This is a genomic window from Natronorubrum sediminis, from assembly GCF_900108095.1.
GTDB classification, from domain to species: Archaea; Halobacteriota; Halobacteria; order Halobacteriales; family Natrialbaceae; genus Natronorubrum; species Natronorubrum sediminis.
The window spans coordinates 218,666-233,859 of record NZ_FNWL01000003.1 but is presented as its reverse complement, the minus strand read 5'-3'; the positions used below and the strand labels follow the sequence as shown (position 1 = coordinate 233,859).

General features: G+C 64.4%; 15 protein-coding genes and 1 tRNA gene. 8 read left to right on the top strand and 8 right to left on the bottom strand.

Annotated elements, in window-relative coordinates:
- The first annotated feature begins 79 nt into the window (after positions 1-79).
- Positions 80-1,078: a nucleotidyltransferase domain-containing protein gene (locus BLW62_RS14800; RefSeq protein ID WP_090507803.1), complete on the top strand. Its 999-nt coding sequence runs from the start codon at positions 80-82 to the stop codon at positions 1,076-1,078.
- Positions 1,079-1,233: 155 nt separating this feature from the next.
- Positions 1,234-2,019 (top strand): DNA-directed RNA polymerase subunit epsilon, encoded by a 786-nt coding sequence (locus BLW62_RS14795; protein ID WP_090507802.1) that lies wholly within the window; start codon positions 1,234-1,236, stop codon positions 2,017-2,019.
- Between the two features lie 85 nt (positions 2,020-2,104).
- Here the strand turns inward: BLW62_RS14795 and BLW62_RS14790 are convergent, their stop codons facing one another.
- A complete protein-coding gene (locus BLW62_RS14790; protein ID WP_090507801.1) occupies positions 2,105-3,169 on the bottom strand; it encodes a pyridoxal-phosphate-dependent aminotransferase family protein in 1,065 nt (354 codons plus the stop codon).
- A 139-nt stretch (positions 3,170-3,308) separates the two neighbouring features.
- On the opposite strand from BLW62_RS14790, the gene BLW62_RS14785 reads away from it, so the two are divergent.
- Positions 3,309-3,956, top strand: coding sequence for a DsbA family oxidoreductase (locus BLW62_RS14785; RefSeq protein WP_090507800.1), 648 nt, complete (start codon positions 3,309-3,311; stop codon positions 3,954-3,956).
- Between the two features lie 4 nt (positions 3,957-3,960).
- Here BLW62_RS14785 and BLW62_RS14780 read toward each other — a convergent pair whose 3' ends face one another.
- The gene (locus BLW62_RS14780; protein ID WP_090507799.1) at positions 3,961-4,806 is read right to left on the bottom strand and encodes an NAD(+)/NADH kinase; all 846 of its coding nucleotides are present in this window, start codon (positions 4,804-4,806) and stop codon (positions 3,961-3,963) included.
- 121 nt (positions 4,807-4,927) lie between these two features.
- On the opposite strand from BLW62_RS14780, the gene BLW62_RS14775 reads away from it, so the two are divergent.
- The 3 genes from BLW62_RS14775 to BLW62_RS14765 all read left to right on the top strand — a co-directional run bounded on the left by BLW62_RS14775 (position 4,928) and on the right by BLW62_RS14765 (position 8,328).
- Positions 4,928-6,292 (top strand): hypothetical protein, encoded by a 1,365-nt coding sequence (locus BLW62_RS14775; RefSeq protein WP_090507798.1) that lies wholly within the window; start codon positions 4,928-4,930, stop codon positions 6,290-6,292.
- A gap of 159 nt (positions 6,293-6,451) precedes the next feature.
- Positions 6,452-7,417, top strand: a complete 966-nt coding sequence (locus tag BLW62_RS14770) for a transcription initiation factor IIB (protein WP_090507797.1) — start codon at positions 6,452-6,454, stop codon at positions 7,415-7,417.
- Between the two features lie 116 nt (positions 7,418-7,533).
- Positions 7,534-8,328 carry an NAD+ synthase gene (locus BLW62_RS14765; RefSeq protein WP_090507796.1) on the top strand — a complete coding sequence of 265 codons (795 nt, stop codon included), beginning with the start codon at positions 7,534-7,536 and terminating at the stop codon, positions 8,326-8,328.
- A gap of 27 nt (positions 8,329-8,355) precedes the next feature.
- Here BLW62_RS14765 and BLW62_RS14760 read toward each other — a convergent pair whose 3' ends face one another.
- Entirely contained in the window at positions 8,356-8,892 is a 537-nt protein-coding gene (locus BLW62_RS14760) for a GNAT family N-acetyltransferase (protein WP_090507795.1), read from the bottom strand.
- A 66-nt stretch (positions 8,893-8,958) separates the two neighbouring features.
- Positions 8,959-9,669, bottom strand: coding sequence for an enoyl-CoA hydratase/isomerase family protein (locus BLW62_RS14755; RefSeq protein WP_090507794.1), 711 nt, complete (start codon positions 9,667-9,669; stop codon positions 8,959-8,961).
- Positions 9,670-9,729: 60 nt separating this feature from the next.
- On the opposite strand from BLW62_RS14755, the gene BLW62_RS14750 reads away from it, so the two are divergent.
- Together BLW62_RS14750 and BLW62_RS14745 are read left to right on the top strand one after the other, a co-directional pair.
- A complete protein-coding gene (locus tag BLW62_RS14750; protein ID WP_090507793.1) occupies positions 9,730-10,503 on the top strand; it encodes a DUF7114 family protein in 774 nt (257 codons plus the stop codon).
- 93 nt (positions 10,504-10,596) lie between these two features.
- Positions 10,597-10,668 (top strand) — tRNA-Thr (locus tag BLW62_RS14745).
- Positions 10,669-10,767: 99 nt separating this feature from the next.
- Here BLW62_RS14745 and BLW62_RS14740 read toward each other — a convergent pair.
- The 4 genes from BLW62_RS14740 to BLW62_RS18795 form a co-directional block, all read right to left on the bottom strand.
- The gene (locus tag BLW62_RS14740) at positions 10,768-11,718 is read right to left on the bottom strand and encodes an AAA family ATPase (RefSeq protein WP_090507792.1); all 951 of its coding nucleotides are present in this window, start codon (positions 11,716-11,718) and stop codon (positions 10,768-10,770) included.
- Positions 11,719-11,780: 62 nt separating this feature from the next.
- Positions 11,781-12,317, bottom strand: coding sequence for a DUF7519 family protein (locus tag BLW62_RS14735; protein WP_090507791.1), 537 nt, complete (start codon positions 12,315-12,317; stop codon positions 11,781-11,783).
- Positions 12,314-14,275: a DUF58 domain-containing protein gene (locus BLW62_RS14730; protein ID WP_175459765.1), complete on the bottom strand. Its 1,962-nt coding sequence runs from the start codon at positions 14,273-14,275 to the stop codon at positions 12,314-12,316. Before BLW62_RS14730 ends, BLW62_RS14735 begins: the two co-directional genes overlap by 4 nt.
- Entirely contained in the window at positions 14,268-15,185 is a 918-nt protein-coding gene (locus BLW62_RS18795) for a DUF4129 domain-containing protein (protein ID WP_090507789.1), read from the bottom strand. The genes BLW62_RS14730 and BLW62_RS18795 overlap by 8 nt, the downstream gene beginning before the upstream one ends.
- Positions 15,186-15,194 lie beyond the last annotated feature (9 nt).

The following is a 15,194-nucleotide window of genomic DNA, read 5'->3' as shown; positions in this document are numbered from 1 at the left end:
CTGGTCACAAGGTGAAACTACGAAGGGCATTTTGGGCCGGTCGGACCGTCCCGCGAACTCACGTCCTCGAGTGACAGCTATGGCCACCGTTCCGGACCACGTCTCTGAGGGCGTCGACAGTCTGTTGAGCACGCTCGAGCGAAAGCACGACATCGAAATTTCGCTGGCGGTCGCACGCGGCAGTCACGCGTGGGGCGGAGCGAGTTCGGCGAGCGACTACGACGTGGGCTTCGTCTACGCGGCGAGAGATTTGCGTCGGTACGCCCACCTCGAGGAGCCCCCGTCGACGATCCACGCGCGAGGGGACGAAATCGGAAACGGTCGACGGGACGCAGAGAGCGAACCGCAGGGACAACGGGATGCGGAGATCGACCTCCAGGGCTGGGACGTCCGAACGTTCGCGCGGTTGCTCGCCGAGTCGAACGACGGCGCGATCGACTTCCTCAGAAGTCCGATTCGCTACCGCGAGGAGTACGATCCGGCGGACCTCGCCGCGTACGTCGAACGGACGTACAACCCGATGGCCCTCTATCACGCGTGGCGGGGAATTGCGACCAACAACTACCGCAAGTACATTTCACACCACCTGGTGCGGTCCGACGATACCCTCTTTCCGATCGTCGAAGTGAACGCGGACGGCGACGCGTACGTCGTCGAGACCGACGACGGAACGACGACCGTTTCGGCCGACGACGAGCGATTCAGCGAAACGCAGACCAGACCGACGGTCAAACGAAACCTACTGATCTGCCGGGCCGCGATGGCCGCCCGGTATCTCGAGGCAACCGGCGAACGAGGCGATCACGAGTTGCCCGCCCTCGAGTTCGAGACGTTCCTCACCGAGCAGGCACCCACCGTCTTCACCGACGAGCGAATCGAACGCGCCCGAGGGCTACTCGAGCGAAAGCGAGCGGGTGACGGGGACGTGACGATCGGTGACACCGTTGGACGGAACTTCGCACACCCCTCCGGAGAGATCGATCCGGCCGTGCACGCTCGAGACGGCCCCGAACGCGAGCGACTGGACGAATTCGTCGACGATTACATCGAGACGACTGGCGAGTCGTCTGTTCTTTAAGTGCTTCTGGTCACAAGGTGAAGCTACGAGGAGCTTTTCGCCGACGGTATCGAACTCGAGCAGCTACCGGTATCGCTCGAGTGAGGGTCGCTCTGTGAGAGAGATTCGCACCATCGAGCGAGCCTTTTTCTGTCTGCCTGTCCGAGCGAGAGGTAATGAGAGACGACGGGGCCGACCTCGGTTCGGGCGTCGATCAGCCACGAGCCGTCGGTGACGACCCACAGCGTGAGTTCGCCGAAAAGCGCCGCCTCGAGACCCGTCCCGGGTCCGGCGCGTTGTCTCGCGCGGACGTCCAACGTGATTCGACGGTCCGCCAGTGGGGCGTCGTCACGCCGAGTGCGACGGTCATCGGCCGTGCGGAAACCCCCGACTCGGACCTCTCCGAACGCATCCGTCGCCTCCACGACGAACAACACGGGGCGACCCCGGGCTACAGCGAGCGCGCCCACAGACTCGATCGACTGCGAACGACGCAGGCGTTGTGCAACGCACTCGAGGTGACGCCGTGGCAACGCGACCTCGCACTCGGCGTCATGGACGAGATCGATCTGACCGAGTTCGGGAGCCAACGAGCGATTCCGAAGGTCGCACTCGTCGTGATCCGTCACGTCGTCGACGAGGATCGAAAACGGTACTTCGGCCTCGACGACATCGACGCGCAGTCGCTGTCGGCCGATCGGATGGACGAACTGTTCGGCCAGTACCGGGCACACGATATCACTGACGAAGAGACGTTCAAACGGCTTGCCGCGGAGTACGGCCTCGAGACGACGAATCTGAATCGGCTCCGACGCGTCCTCAAGTCCCAACTCGAGGATGAGCTGCCAGCCTACGGTCGGAACCCGTACCGAGATCCGAATCTACCGGCCGTCACGGGGACGAACGACGGAGGAAGCGACGGCGCGAGCGCAACTGCGGGCGGAGACGCGGAGACAGAATAGGCGAGGCGGAGTCGGGCTGTTCTGTCGCTCACGCGGCCCCCGAGCGGTGTGCAAACGACGGATTGGTGCCCTCGCTTCTCGCAGCTTACTCGAGCGCGGCTTCGACGGCGTCCATCGCGCGGTCGACTTTCTCCGTGTCGGCGTTGTATCCCATGTGGCCAAGTCGAAGGATGTCGTCGGCTAACTCGCCGAGCCCCGTCGCGAGCACGATTCCGGCCTCGTCGGCGACCTGCTGTTGTACGCGCGTCGCTTCGCCCGGCAGGTGAAACGCCGTCACGGTGGGCGATGCGCGCTCGGGGTCGGGATACAACTCGAGGCCGAGCGCGTCGCCGCGCGCTCGACACCGGGCGGCGGCCTCCTCGTGACGGTCGTAAACGGCCTCGAGGCCCTCCTCGAGGACCAGATCGAGGGCCGCGTCGAGCGCGCTCACGTTCGCGGTGAGGTGCGTGTAGGGGAATCCGTCGGAGACGTCCCGCCAGAGCAGGAGGTTAGTGTAGCGCGAGGAGGGATCGCGGGCCGCCATCTGCTCCCACGCCCGGTCGCTGACCGCTGCAGTCGTCAGTCCCGAGGGTGCGCTGAAACACTTCTGGGAGGCCCCGAGACAGACGTCGATTCGATCGGTCGGGACCGGCGTGCCGCCGAGCGACGAGACGGCGTCGACGACGCTGAGCACGTCGTGTTCCTCGAGCAAATCCAGCACGGGTCCCATGTCGTTGAGCGTTCCCGTCGGCGTCTCGCAGTGGACCATCGTCGCGACGGTGAACGGCTCGCCGGCAGCGTCGGCGTCCTCGAGCGTCGTCTCGATCGCCCCGAGATCGTAGCCCTCGTCGTACGGTGCGGAGACCAGTTCAGCCTGGCCATCGTAGGAGTCGACGAAGTCCGCGAAACCGTCACCGTAGAGGCCGTTCGAAATGCAGAGGACGCGGTCGCCGGGTTCGATCAGCGAGGCGATTGCTGACTCGAGGCCGAGGATCCCCTCGCCGCCGGGAACGACCACGTCGTGGGACGTGTCGTAGACGGTCTCGAGTTTTCGGCAGACTGCGTCGTATCGCTCGGCGAACGCCGGATCGATATTCGGGTTCGGTTGTGGCTCGGCCATCGCGTCTCTGACTGCGGGCGGAATCGTCGTCGGCCCTGGCGTGAACTTCATGCGTCGTCGTGGGACGCGGTGACATTAGCACGTTGTGATTCGGACGCTGGCGGCGTCCGAATCGGGCTTGGAAATCGCCCCTGGTGAGTCGCTCTCCGGTTGCCATCGACTTTTCAGGCGCACGTTCCTACGGTGTGGTATGTCCGACTCAGCCGATCGGCTCGTCCTCTACGCCGATTACGTCTGCCCGTTTTGCTATCTGGGAACGCGCTCACTCGAGCGATACCGAGAGAGCCGCGAGGAGCCACTCGAGGTCGACTGGCGACCGTTCGACCTTCGCCGCGGGAAACGAACTCCCGACGGGTCGATCGACCACGGCGTCGACGACGGCAAAGACGAGGAGTACTTCGAGCAGGCGAAACGGAACGTGCGTCGCCTTCAGGAGGAGTACGGCGTCGAGATGACACAGGAACTCGCAATCGAAGTCGATTCGCTCCCAGCCCAACAGGCGTCGTGGTACGTAAAACGAGAATACCCCGCGCAGTGGGCCGCCTTCGACGACGCCGTCTACGAGGCGCTCTGGATCGACGAACGCGACATCGGCGACCCGGACGTACTGGTCGATATCGCCGAGGGCGTCGACGTGCCGTCCGACGATATTCGAGACGCGCTCGCGGACGACGAACTCCGAACGGAACTCGAGGAGGAGTTCGACGCGTCGCGGCGTCGGGGAATCTCCGGCGTCCCGGCGTTCGTCGCCGACGGCCGACTCGCACGCGGCGCGGTTCCGCCGGCACGCCTCGAGAAACTGTTCGCGGGCGCGGGAGCGGGTGACGCGAGTCGGTGAGCGATCACTCGAGTTTCTCGAGACCGTCGACGAACGATCCCTGCGGGCCGACGAGCGTGATCGGGTCGTCCGCGAGCGAGACGGTGACGGTCACCGGTGGCTCGAGTCGCTGACGATTCCGTCCGTCGCTGATCACGGAGGCCGTATCCGCCCCCGAGACGGTGAACTCGAGGGGTGTTCCGGGATCGACGACCAGCGGCGGCATCGCGTCCGCCGCGGCCATCTGTGTGACGACGAGCGCGTCCGTCGAGGGCTGGACGATGGGGCCGCCCTCGCTCAAATTGTACGCGGTCGAACCCGTCGGCGTCGCTACGAGCACGCCGTCGGCGTGGCTCTCGACGTAGCGACGGCCGTCGACGCGAACGTCGATCGTCGCCCCGCCGCCGTGTCCTCGACGGGGGCCGTGGATGACGATTTCGTTGAGCGCCGGCTCGAGTTCCCAGTCGCCATTGGCCTCGGTTGCAGTGAGGCGAGACAGCGTCCGCCCCTCGAGTGAGTCGGCTTCTGTGGTCGCTGTCACGAGGTCGGTAACGGCGTCGACGGCGTCCGCCGGTGAGACGGCGTTGAGGAAGCCGACTTCGCCAAGATTGACGCCCAGAATCGGTGTCGGGCCGACTTCGCGGGCGACGAACAACAACGTGCCGTCGCCGCCGATACTGACGACGAAGTCTCGGTCGTGCATCCGGTCGACGGAGACGCCGGCGGCGTCGATTGCCTCACCAGTGAGTTCGTCGACAACGATGTCGACGGACGCGGATTGGACCTCCTCGAGCGTCGTTTTGATCTCCCTCGCGAGGGCTTGTGCGCGTTCGTTGTCGCGTTGAGCGACGAGACCGACGGCGACCTCCATTGCCCGCGAGTACCCGCTCCGTCGGCAAAAACCCACGCGATGGGAACGACCTGTTGGGCCAAGAACCACTCTCTCACCATCACCGTAGATTGATATACAGTCACTCGATATACTCTATAGAATGCGTCGATCGCTGGTCATCGCCGCCGTGTTACTCGTCTTCGCCGTGCTCTTCGTCGGTGGCCCCTCACTCTTGTTTTCGCCCTCCACCGACGACATCGATTCCGACGAGACGGAGGAGACCCCCGAACTGGTGACGATGGAAGACTCCCAGAGCGAGTTCTGGAAGTACCTCAGTCCGGAAGAGGAGTTTCAAGAGCGGAGTCCGCTCAACGTAATCGTCCGCGGTGAGACGGAAGAGATCATCACCGCGATGACAGAACAGGGCGATGGTGAGTGGGAAGAGATCGAAGAACTAGAGGAACAAGACGAGGACAACGAGACGGGCCTACAGGAGCAATCCTATATCGAGGACCACGACCGCCACGCGACGGGCGTTCAGTGGGGCGACGCCGACGGAACGACTCGGTACGCCTGGGTCGACCCAGGTCCCGACGAGTCGGGCTACTGGACCGAAGAGTCCGGCCAACTCGAGGAAGGCGATTACTACGGCCAGCGCTATCACATCCGACTCTACGAGAGTCCGAACCAGGACGACGAGTGGGTCACCATGCAGGCGCACACGGAGCACTTCGACTGGTTCACGCTCAGACACCGCGTCGACGGCGTCGAAGCCGCCCAATCGAAGGTCGAACGGGACTTCATGGATCTGCCCCAGATCAACACCGAAGAGGACGTCCAGCGAATTTACCTCGGGAATAACCAGTCCTCGGACTCGAATGGCTGGGCGACCGTCGTCGACCTCGCCGGAATGGTCGTCGCCCCCGCGGGACTCGGCGTCGCAGCAGCCAAGCGCACCCGATCGACCGGGCTCGAACGCGAGAACGAGACGTCCCCAGAACGCGTCTCCGAGCACACGCCGGAGTCTATCGACGAGCGGTTGACCGACGTCGACCGGCGTCGCATCGCCGCCGCCTACGATCGTCTCGAGGGCGGACACCTCATCTTGGTGTTCACCATCCTCGCCCTGTTCCTCGGGGTTCGACTGGGTGGGATCGCACTCGAGCGCAACCTCGAGTTCCTGACGCCACACATGATCGCGGCGATGTTGTACCCGTTCATCGCCATCGGGATTCCCGTCGCGACCTACCTGATCGCGGGGACGCTGACGCGTCGGTTAGACGCCGCCATCGCCGCGTCGGGATCGCTCGTCGTCGCGATCTGGCTCGATTACGGCCTGCTCGGTATCGACTCTATTCCGATCGACGTCGTCTTCCAGCGGGTGCTCGTCGTGATCGCACTCGGCTTGATCGCCGCCGGTGCGGCCAAACGCGCGACTCGAGAAACCAGGTTCAACGATCTGGTAATCGCCGGCAGCGTGATGTGGGTCCTCGTACTCGGCGGAACGCTGTTTGGCTACATCTGAGTGAGTCGAATCGCGAATTGTGCATCGAGACGCGTCGAAATTGCAATTTTCGGTGGAACGAGGGGGATCGGCCGGTGGTCCCTGACACAGTATCAGTATTTGTGTATAAACGCGATTTCGGCGAGGCCTTAAGGTCCTGCACCACGATACCTACAGTAAATGGCACGTTCTACCCGCCAGCGCCAACGTAATTCTGAGACTAACGAACAGACCCAGGAAGGAGAGCAGCGGCGGGTATGTGATGAGTGTTCTGAGGGGACGCTCGTCAAAAGTGAGGATCAGGGCGAACTGGTGTGTGATCAGTGTGGCCTCATCGTCGAGAGCGCGAACATCGACCGCGGGCCAGAGTGGCGTGCGTTCAATCACTCCGAGCGCCAGAACAAGTCCCGCGTCGGCGCACCGACGACGCAGACGATGCACGACAAGGGCCTGACGACCTCGATCGACTGGAAGAACCAGGACGCCTACGGGCGCTCGCTCAGTTCGGACAAGCGCAGCCAGATGCGCCGGCTGCGCAAGTGGCAAGAGCGCATCCGAACCAAAGACGCTGGCGAGCGAAATCTGCAGTTCGCCCTCTCCGAAACCGACCGAATGGCGTCCTCGCTGGCGATCCCACGATCCGTTCGCGAGGTCGCCTGCGTCATGTACCGACGCGCGCTCGACGAAGACCTCATCCGCGGGCGCTCGATCGAAGGCGTCGCGACCAGCACCCTCTACGCCGCCTGTCGCATGGAAGGCATCCCGCGCTCGCTCGAGGAAGTGTCCGCCGTCTCCCGAGTCGACCGAAAGGAAATCGGCCGGACCTATCGCTACGTCGCCCAGGAACTCGGCCTCGAGATGGAACCGGTGAACCCCAAAAAGTACGTCCCGCGCTTTTGCTCCGAACTCGAGTTGTCCGAGGAGGTACAGGCGAAAGCGAACGAGATTATCGATACGACGACCGAGAAGGGACTGCTCTCGGGGAAGTCGCCGACGGGCTACGCCGCCGCGGCCATCTACGCGTCGTCGTTGCTCTGTAACGAGAAGAAGACCCAGCGCGAGGTCGCGGCCGTCTCGCAGGTGACCGAAGTGACGATTCGCAACCGGTATCAAGAGCAGATCGAAGCGATGGGAATCCACGAGTAGCTAGCAGAGTCACGTTTCTCTCGTTTTGGCCTACTCGAACGTGTTCCGATGTGACACGTGTCCACTTTTTGCCGGTGAAGCGAGGCTATTAGGACGAGCCACTCGTATCCAAGCCCATGATCGACCTTCGCTTTTCGGAGGCGGAACTGGCGCAACGACGCGACCACATTACGGCGTTCATTCGCGAGCAAGTCGACGCTGCCGGTGTCGAGGAAGTGGTTCTCGGGTTGTCGGGGGGAATTGATAGCACCATCACGGCGTACCTCGCCGTCGATGCGCTCGGCGCAGAGAACGTCCACGGACTCGTCCTCCCGGCGACCGTCAGCAGCGGCGAGAACATGAGCGACGCCGAACGAGTCGCACAAGACCTCGAGATGAGTTACGACGTGATCGAAATCGAGCCGATCGTCGACTCGCTGCTCGCGGCCTACCCCGAAGCCGAGGGCGACCACGAGGCCGTCGGCAACGCTCGAGCGCGCGTTCGCGCCGTGTTGAACTACCTCGTCGCGAATCACGAGGGACGGCTGGTGTTGGGCACCGGAAACCGAAGCGAGGCCGCCGTGGGCTACTTCACGAAATACGGCGACGGTGCCGTCGACTGCCACCCGATCGCGAACCTCTACAAGGCACAGGTTCGCCAGCTCGCACGCTACGTCGGCGTTCCCGATGACCTCGCCGAGAAGACACCGACGGCCGAGTTGTGGGCCGATCAGACCGACGAGGACGAACTGGGCATCAGCTACGACACGCTCGATTCGATCCTCGCGACGCACATCGATGGCCCCCTCTCGGTCGCCGCGACCAGCCGCGAACTCGAGGTCGAGGAAGAGACCGTCGAGGAGGTCCGTGAGATGTACGAGCGAAGCGCGCACAAACGACAAGTTCCACCCGGGCCGGAACCGCTGAACTAATTCTGCCGAAGTCCGAATCGGCCTCGCTCACTCGTCTCGCGAACGCCACTCGTCTTCGAGCAGGCCGTACCAGTAGGTGTCGTGGTACTCGCCGTCGACGAATACTTCGTCGCGGTGGACGCCCTCTTTTGTGAAGCCGACCGACTCGAGGAGTCGCTTCGAGGCCTCGTTGAAGGCGAAGACGCGGGCGTCGACTTTGTGTAAGCCGAGCTGGTCGAACCCGTAGGCAACGAGACGCTCCGTCGCGGCGCTACCGTAGCCCTGCTCGTGGTGGTCGGGTGCGATCCAGTAGCCGATTTCAGCGCGTTGGGCCTCCCACTCGATCGAGTTGAAGCTAATCGTTCCCACCGGCGTCGACTCGGCGACGACCAGGAGATTGACCGTGTCGTCACCACAGACGACGTTCTCGAAGAAGTCCTGTTCCTGTGTGCGGTTAACCGGTCTCGAGGCACCGATCGCTCGCCAGATTCGGGGATCGTTGATCTGGTGGAGGAACTCGAGGTCGTCCTCCTCAATCGGTCGGAGGTCGACCCGGTCGCCGGGCAGAAACGCTGCGTCTGGCATGCCCTGTCGTTTCGTTGGGGTGACGAAAAAGGTGTGGACGCGATGGAAATGCGCTCCCAGCGGACGTTACTCGAGAACCGAATCGATATCGTCGGCGTGGTTCTCGACGAGCGTTCCAAACGCCTCGGCCTCGAGTCGTTCCTGCGTCGCGCGCTCGCGGTCGTCACGAATGCGACGCTTCAACGCGGTGAGTGCGTCGTCCGCATTGACGGCGATTTCCTCAGCGACCGCACGGGGGTCGTCCTCGAGTCGCGAGATCAGACCCATCCGCAGGGCTTCCTCGGCGTCCACCGTGCGTCCGGAAAGCGCGAACTCGAGGGCGTGGCCCTCCCCGATTACGCGCGGAAGGCGGACCGTCCCGCCCCACGCGCCGAAGAGCCCGAACGTGACGCCGGGTTCGCCGTAGGTCGACTCGGGCGTTCCGACACGGACGTCACACGCGAGCGCGAGTTCGAGGCCGCCACCGCGTGCAGGGCCGTCGATCCCAGCCACGACGACGGCCGGCGAGTCTTCGATCGCTCTCGCCACGCGCTGTCCCAGGCGTGCGAACTCGGCCGCGCGTTCGGAATCCCCCTCGAGATCGCCGACGGTGGCGAGGTCTGCGCCGGCACAGAACGCCGGACCGGCACCACGGAGGTAGACGACCGGTTCGACGGCGTTCCCGATGGCCGTCTCCAGCCCCTCGAGGGCCTCGACGGTCAGGGCGTTTCGGGCGGCAGGACGGTCGATCGTCACCGTTCGGATAGACGGGGTGGCGCCGTCCTCGACTTCGATCATGTCCCAAGTCTACCGGACGTTTCCAAAGGTCTTTGGCTCCGCCGTCGTTACCTTCTGCTGATGGAAACGGCCGACAATTGTCGGCGTGGTGCCTTCGAGGCCGTCTCGGACGTGGAGCCACCCGCGTTACGCGAGTACATCGAGACCACGCTCGAGGAGGCGTCGATGGTCCCCGGCGTCCTCACGATCGAGAGCGCCGCTGCGACAGCACCCGACGGACACAGCCACCTCGACGCCACCAGCCAGCCGATGCCACCCACCGATCGCGACGTCGACTCCTCCCTCGAGTTCGCCGAGGATATCGTAGACACCGACGGTATCAGAAATCGCGCCGCGGGGGTGCAACTCATCTACGAAGGGCTGCGTCTCACGCGCTCGCTCGCCCACGAAGAGCCATGGAACGACCACGAGGACGACGACGACGCTCGGACCGACGACGCCCACCGCGGCGATCTCGAGATTCTCGCCGCAGACATCCTTGTCGCCCGCGGATTCTACCTGCTCGCACGGACGAACGCCGCCGAAACGGCCGTCAAAACGGTACAGGCGTTCGGTCGCGACCAATCTCAGCGTCGCGAGCAGGCACCGAAAACCGTCGACTCGAGCACGGTCGACGCCAATCTCGAACGCGACATTCTCGAACTCGCCGTCCGCACCGGTGCCGGTGCTGTCGGGGAAACGCCAACCGCCCGACTGCGCTCGAGCGTCGAGTCACTCGCAGACGGTATCGAGATTCCCTTCCCACCAGCCGCGGTCTGCCTCGCCGACCTCGAGACGCCTCCCTCAGAGCGCTCACCCGAGGACCACCGCGCGACTTCGGCGACCGATCCCTGAAGCGTCTGTGGCTCCGTCGGCGAGTCAGACCGACCCACGCCCGGTGGCGAATCGAAACCCATAAAGACGACTCGAGACAACAACCGTATGCGTGCCTGGGTAGCTTAGCGGTAAAGCGCGTCCTTGGTAAGGACGAGAGCCCGGATTCAAATTCCGGCCTAGGCTCTTCTCGCGTCTTCACTTGCCTCAAGTAGTGTTTGCACTCTCGAGTGAGTTCACGAACGTGACCGAAACTGGCCGCTAAAGCAGTAAGAACCGATGTGACTACTCTACGGTCGGCACGGGAACGTTCTCGAGAATCGTCTCGATCACGGCCGCCTTGTCGACGGCGTCGATGGACGCCTCGGGGGTCAACACGAGGCGGTGAGCCAACACCGGCCGAGCCATCCGCTTGACGTCGTCGGGCGTCACATATTCCCGACCGGAGAGGGCCGCGTAGGCTCGAGTCGCCTCGTAGAGGCGCTGGGTGCCACGCGGGGAGACCCCCACCTCGACGTCGCGTCGGGTTCGCGTCTCCCGAGTGACGGCCACGATGTACTCGAGGAGGTCGTCGTCGACGCGAACCGATTCGGCGACCTGCCGGAGCGCGTCGACGTCCTCGGCGTCGACGATGGATTCGACGTCGGGGGTCGACGCCAGACGATCACCGCGTCGGCGAAGCAGTTCGACCTCGCCATCCTCGTCCGGATAGCCGATCGACGTTTTGACGAGGAATCGGTCGAGTTGAGCCTCCGGAAGCGGGAACGTCCCGTCTTGCTCGACCGGATTTTGCGTCGCGATGACGAAAAACGGCGACGGGAGCTGGCGCGTCTCGCCGTCGACGGTGACCTGTCCTTCCTCCATGGCCTCGAGCAGCGCCGACTGGGTCTTCGGCGGGGCGCGGTTGATCTCGTCCGCGAGGACGATGTTCGCGAAGATGGGGCCCTCGCGGAACTCGAACGTCTGCTCGCGCTCGTCGTAGACGTGCGTGCCGGTGACGTCCGACGGCAGCAAATCGGGGGTGAACTGAATTCGCGAAAACGAGAGGCCGAGTGCGGTCGCGAGACTCTGTGCGGTGAGCGTTTTCCCGGTCCCCGGCACGTCCTCCAGAAGGACGTGTCCGCGTCCGAGGACGCCGACGAGGATGGTCTCGAGGACGGACCGATCACAGATAATCGCATCCTCGATCGTCTCGAAAGCGGCCGCACACTCCTCGTTCGCTCGCGTAACGTCCATACGTAGAGAGGACAGTCCGTGTAAAAATCAGTTGTGTTCGTTTCTACCGATAGCCGACGTCCTCACTCGGGAATCTCGATCGACAGGAGGTCCCGCGGCCCGAATGCGATCGCCAGCAGTCCCGCGGCGAGCAGGAGGAACACGATCGAAATGAGCGGCTGCGTCCGCGTCGGCAGGGTCGAGGCGACGGACGCGACGGTGACGATACCCGAACCGACGAGGACGCTCGAGGCGATGTGCGCTACCTCTGCGCGCGTCGTTTCCGCCTCGGAACCGAGTTGGTTTCCGAGACTAATGGCGTGCTGGCCGATGTCCCACGCGAGTATCGTCGCCGTGGTTCCGACGAGCACGAGGAGCGGCGGGGCCCCGTCGCCGGCAGCGAGCACGATTGCGAGGAGGAGACCGCTCGAGCCAGTCGAGAGGAGCAGTCGCTCGCCCTGCCAGAGCGAGATCGTCACGAAGATGAGGCCGAGTACACCGATAGCGCCACCGTGAATCGTGTAGGGGACGGTCACGCTCCAGGCGAAGACGCCACACCAGACAGCGATCCAGGCACTCAGCGTCGCCGGTGACCGATCCAGTTCGGTTGCACCAGTCATCGCTCTCCCACCACCGTGCGCTCGAACGAGTCGTCCCAGACCCAGTCGACGACCCGAACGCCGATCGCCCTGAGAGAGCGGATTCGCTCGAGTCGCTCCAGACGAGCGAACGAGCCTTCCGGGTCGTCAGCGACGGCGGGATCGATCGCGAGGACCGTAATCGAAAAGCCCCCCGAGCGAAGCGTTCGGAGCGCCGAGACGATCTCATCGTCACAGAGCGGCGTGAACAGCGTCACGTGCGTCCGTCCAGGCGAGAGTCGTTCGAACTGCTCGAGTGAGTGATCGTCGGACGTCGGCGGCGTCGGCGAGAGGGAATCGTGCGTTCCGAGCACGAGTCGCGCACGCTCGAGGTGGTCGCCACCGGTTCCGGGTGCGAGCCAGCACGGGTCGGGTGCGATCGCCGTGAGGCCGACGTCGTGGCCCGCGTCCTCGAGCGTGGCGAAGAGCGTCGCCGCCGCCTCGACGGAGCGATCGACGGCCGAGTCTGTCGTCGAAGCGTCTGGCGAAACGTACGCGTCCCGCCTGGCGTCGATGGCGATCACGTCGGTCTGCGAGCGCTCAGCCCGATAGGAGACCGTCGAGAGCGACTGCGTCCGGGCGTATCGGTTCCAGTCGACGCGCGAGGGTGGATCACCGCTTCGATACTCCCTGACGGAGTGGAACTCGAGGCCGGGGCCCGGGTCGGCAGTGGCCACGGAGCCCGCGCGGTGTGCGGTGTGCACGTGACCGAACGACGAGCCGGTCATCGGTGTCATCGACGGCAGACACGAAAGCGTCGTCTCCGCGGAGACGGCCACCTCGGATTCGACGGAACCGTTGACGTTTCTGACGAGTACCTGCGTCGGTTCGAACTCGTGAGAGCCCCGGCGGGCAGTGACGTCGTAGGTCCACGACACCGACTCGCCCGGTGAGAGCGACGTCGCCCGGCGAGGCGTGCCGGAGTCGACCGCGAGCGTGGGCGGGACACCGTCGACGATTCGCACGTCTCGAAGGGAGTCCGTTCCGTCGTTCTCGACGCGGATCGTCACCTCGACGGTGTCGCCGGGATCCGGTCGACGCTCGCTCACGAATCGCTCGACGCTCACCTCGAGATTCGGTTCCGTCTCGAGGTGGGCGTACGCCGCGAAGCCGAGCCCAACAGCCGCCAGCAACAACACCGACGGCTGCTCGTAGGCGAAACCGACGACGATCCCGAGCAAGGCAACGGCGCTCACGCCGTGCCAGTGACGTGTTTCGCGTCGAATCACGCTCGAGTCGGGAGACGGGACGAAACTGGCGTCCTCGGAGTCGAGTGGATCGCGACCATCGCCGGATTCGTCACCGGGTGAGCCGACGCGTCGTCCGCTTCGGTCGACGGGCCGGGAGTCGCCCGCCGAGTCGATGCGTGCGATCGCACCCATCGTCCGGCGGAGTTCGGATCGCACGACTCTGCCGGACATCCCGAATAACTCGAGGAGTCGCGTTCGGATCGGGTGGTCGGGCCGGTCGGTTCCAGGCCGGAGGACGTCCGCCGCGACCGTATCGTCGGTCCACGATCCGTCGTCGAGCGCTCGAGTGGCCTGCGCCTCGGTGTCGTACTCTCCGGTACTGAGGAGGGAGACAGCACGGCGGCGAACGCGCGTTCGCAGTGCGTCGTAGGCCGGATCCGAGCGGCTCTCGATCGAGTCGATCGACCGGGAGAGGTCGTCGCCCGGGACGGTATGCTCGAACGAGCGTTCTCGATCGAGTGTGGGCGTGTCAGTGACCGGAGTGTCGAGACGAGCGTACGCGATCCGGCAGAGTTGGATCACGAACGCGAAGAGCGCGAGCCCGAGTACGAGTTGAAACGCTTCCAATAGGACGATCGCCTCGAACGGAAGCAACGCGACGACGGTGCCTGACGCGACGAACACGACGCCGCCGACCGTGAGCGTGACGAACGCGGCTGCCAACACGACGAGGCGAACGTCCCTACTCATCGGCATTCACCGCCGTCGTGTCGTCGCTCGTCGATTGGGTCGTGCTATCCTCGTCGATCTTACCACTGTCCTCGCCATCGACCTCGATGTCGCCCTCACCGTCGTCTTCGAGTGAGAGTCGCCGTGCAAGGGTTCTCGCCGTCTGTTCTCGCTCCGCCGTCGGCCCTCGAGCACCGTAGCGGGTATCCTCGAACAGGCGAGTGAGTTCGTCGACGGTTTCGGGGTCGTAGCCGCACTCGAGGGCAGCGTCTCGTATCTCGCCAGGCGTCATCGTGTCCGTGTCCGTGTTCGTATCCGTATCCGTATCCGTATCCGTACCCGTATTCGCGTCTTCGTTCGCCTCGAGCGAATCGACCACCGACAGCCACGCCCGGTAGATTTCGTTCTCGGACGCCGTGACCGTATTGGGGTGGGTCATCCTCGAATCGGAGGGTGACGCGTCAACTGACGGGAGTTCGTCCGGTTCGGCTGACGGCGTGACGGGGTCGGCTGGATCCCCGCCGTCGCCGGATCGATCGGTGAGGAAAAACGCGCCGAGGAGCCCGGCAACGATCGAAACCGCCGCAACGAGAACCGGGAACGATGCTGGGACATCGATTGGGTCCGACTCGAGGGCACCGCTCTGGGACGTCAGCCAGAGGAGCCCGCCGAGGACTGCGACGATCGCGATACCGCCGACCACTATCGCACCGGTCTGCCCGGGATACTGCATGCCCAAGCGCGCGAGCGCGAGCAGGCTCACGAGGGCGGCACCGACGAGGAACCACTCGACCGGGAACACGCTTTCACCCTGTGGGGGCTCGTCGCCACCGTGTTCCTCGAGCAGCTCTTCGTCGTCCTCGTCCAAATCGGGCGGTTCGATTTCTTCGTCTTCGATGACCGATTCCGCAGTCGGAAGTGTCGGGGCCACAAGAGAAAG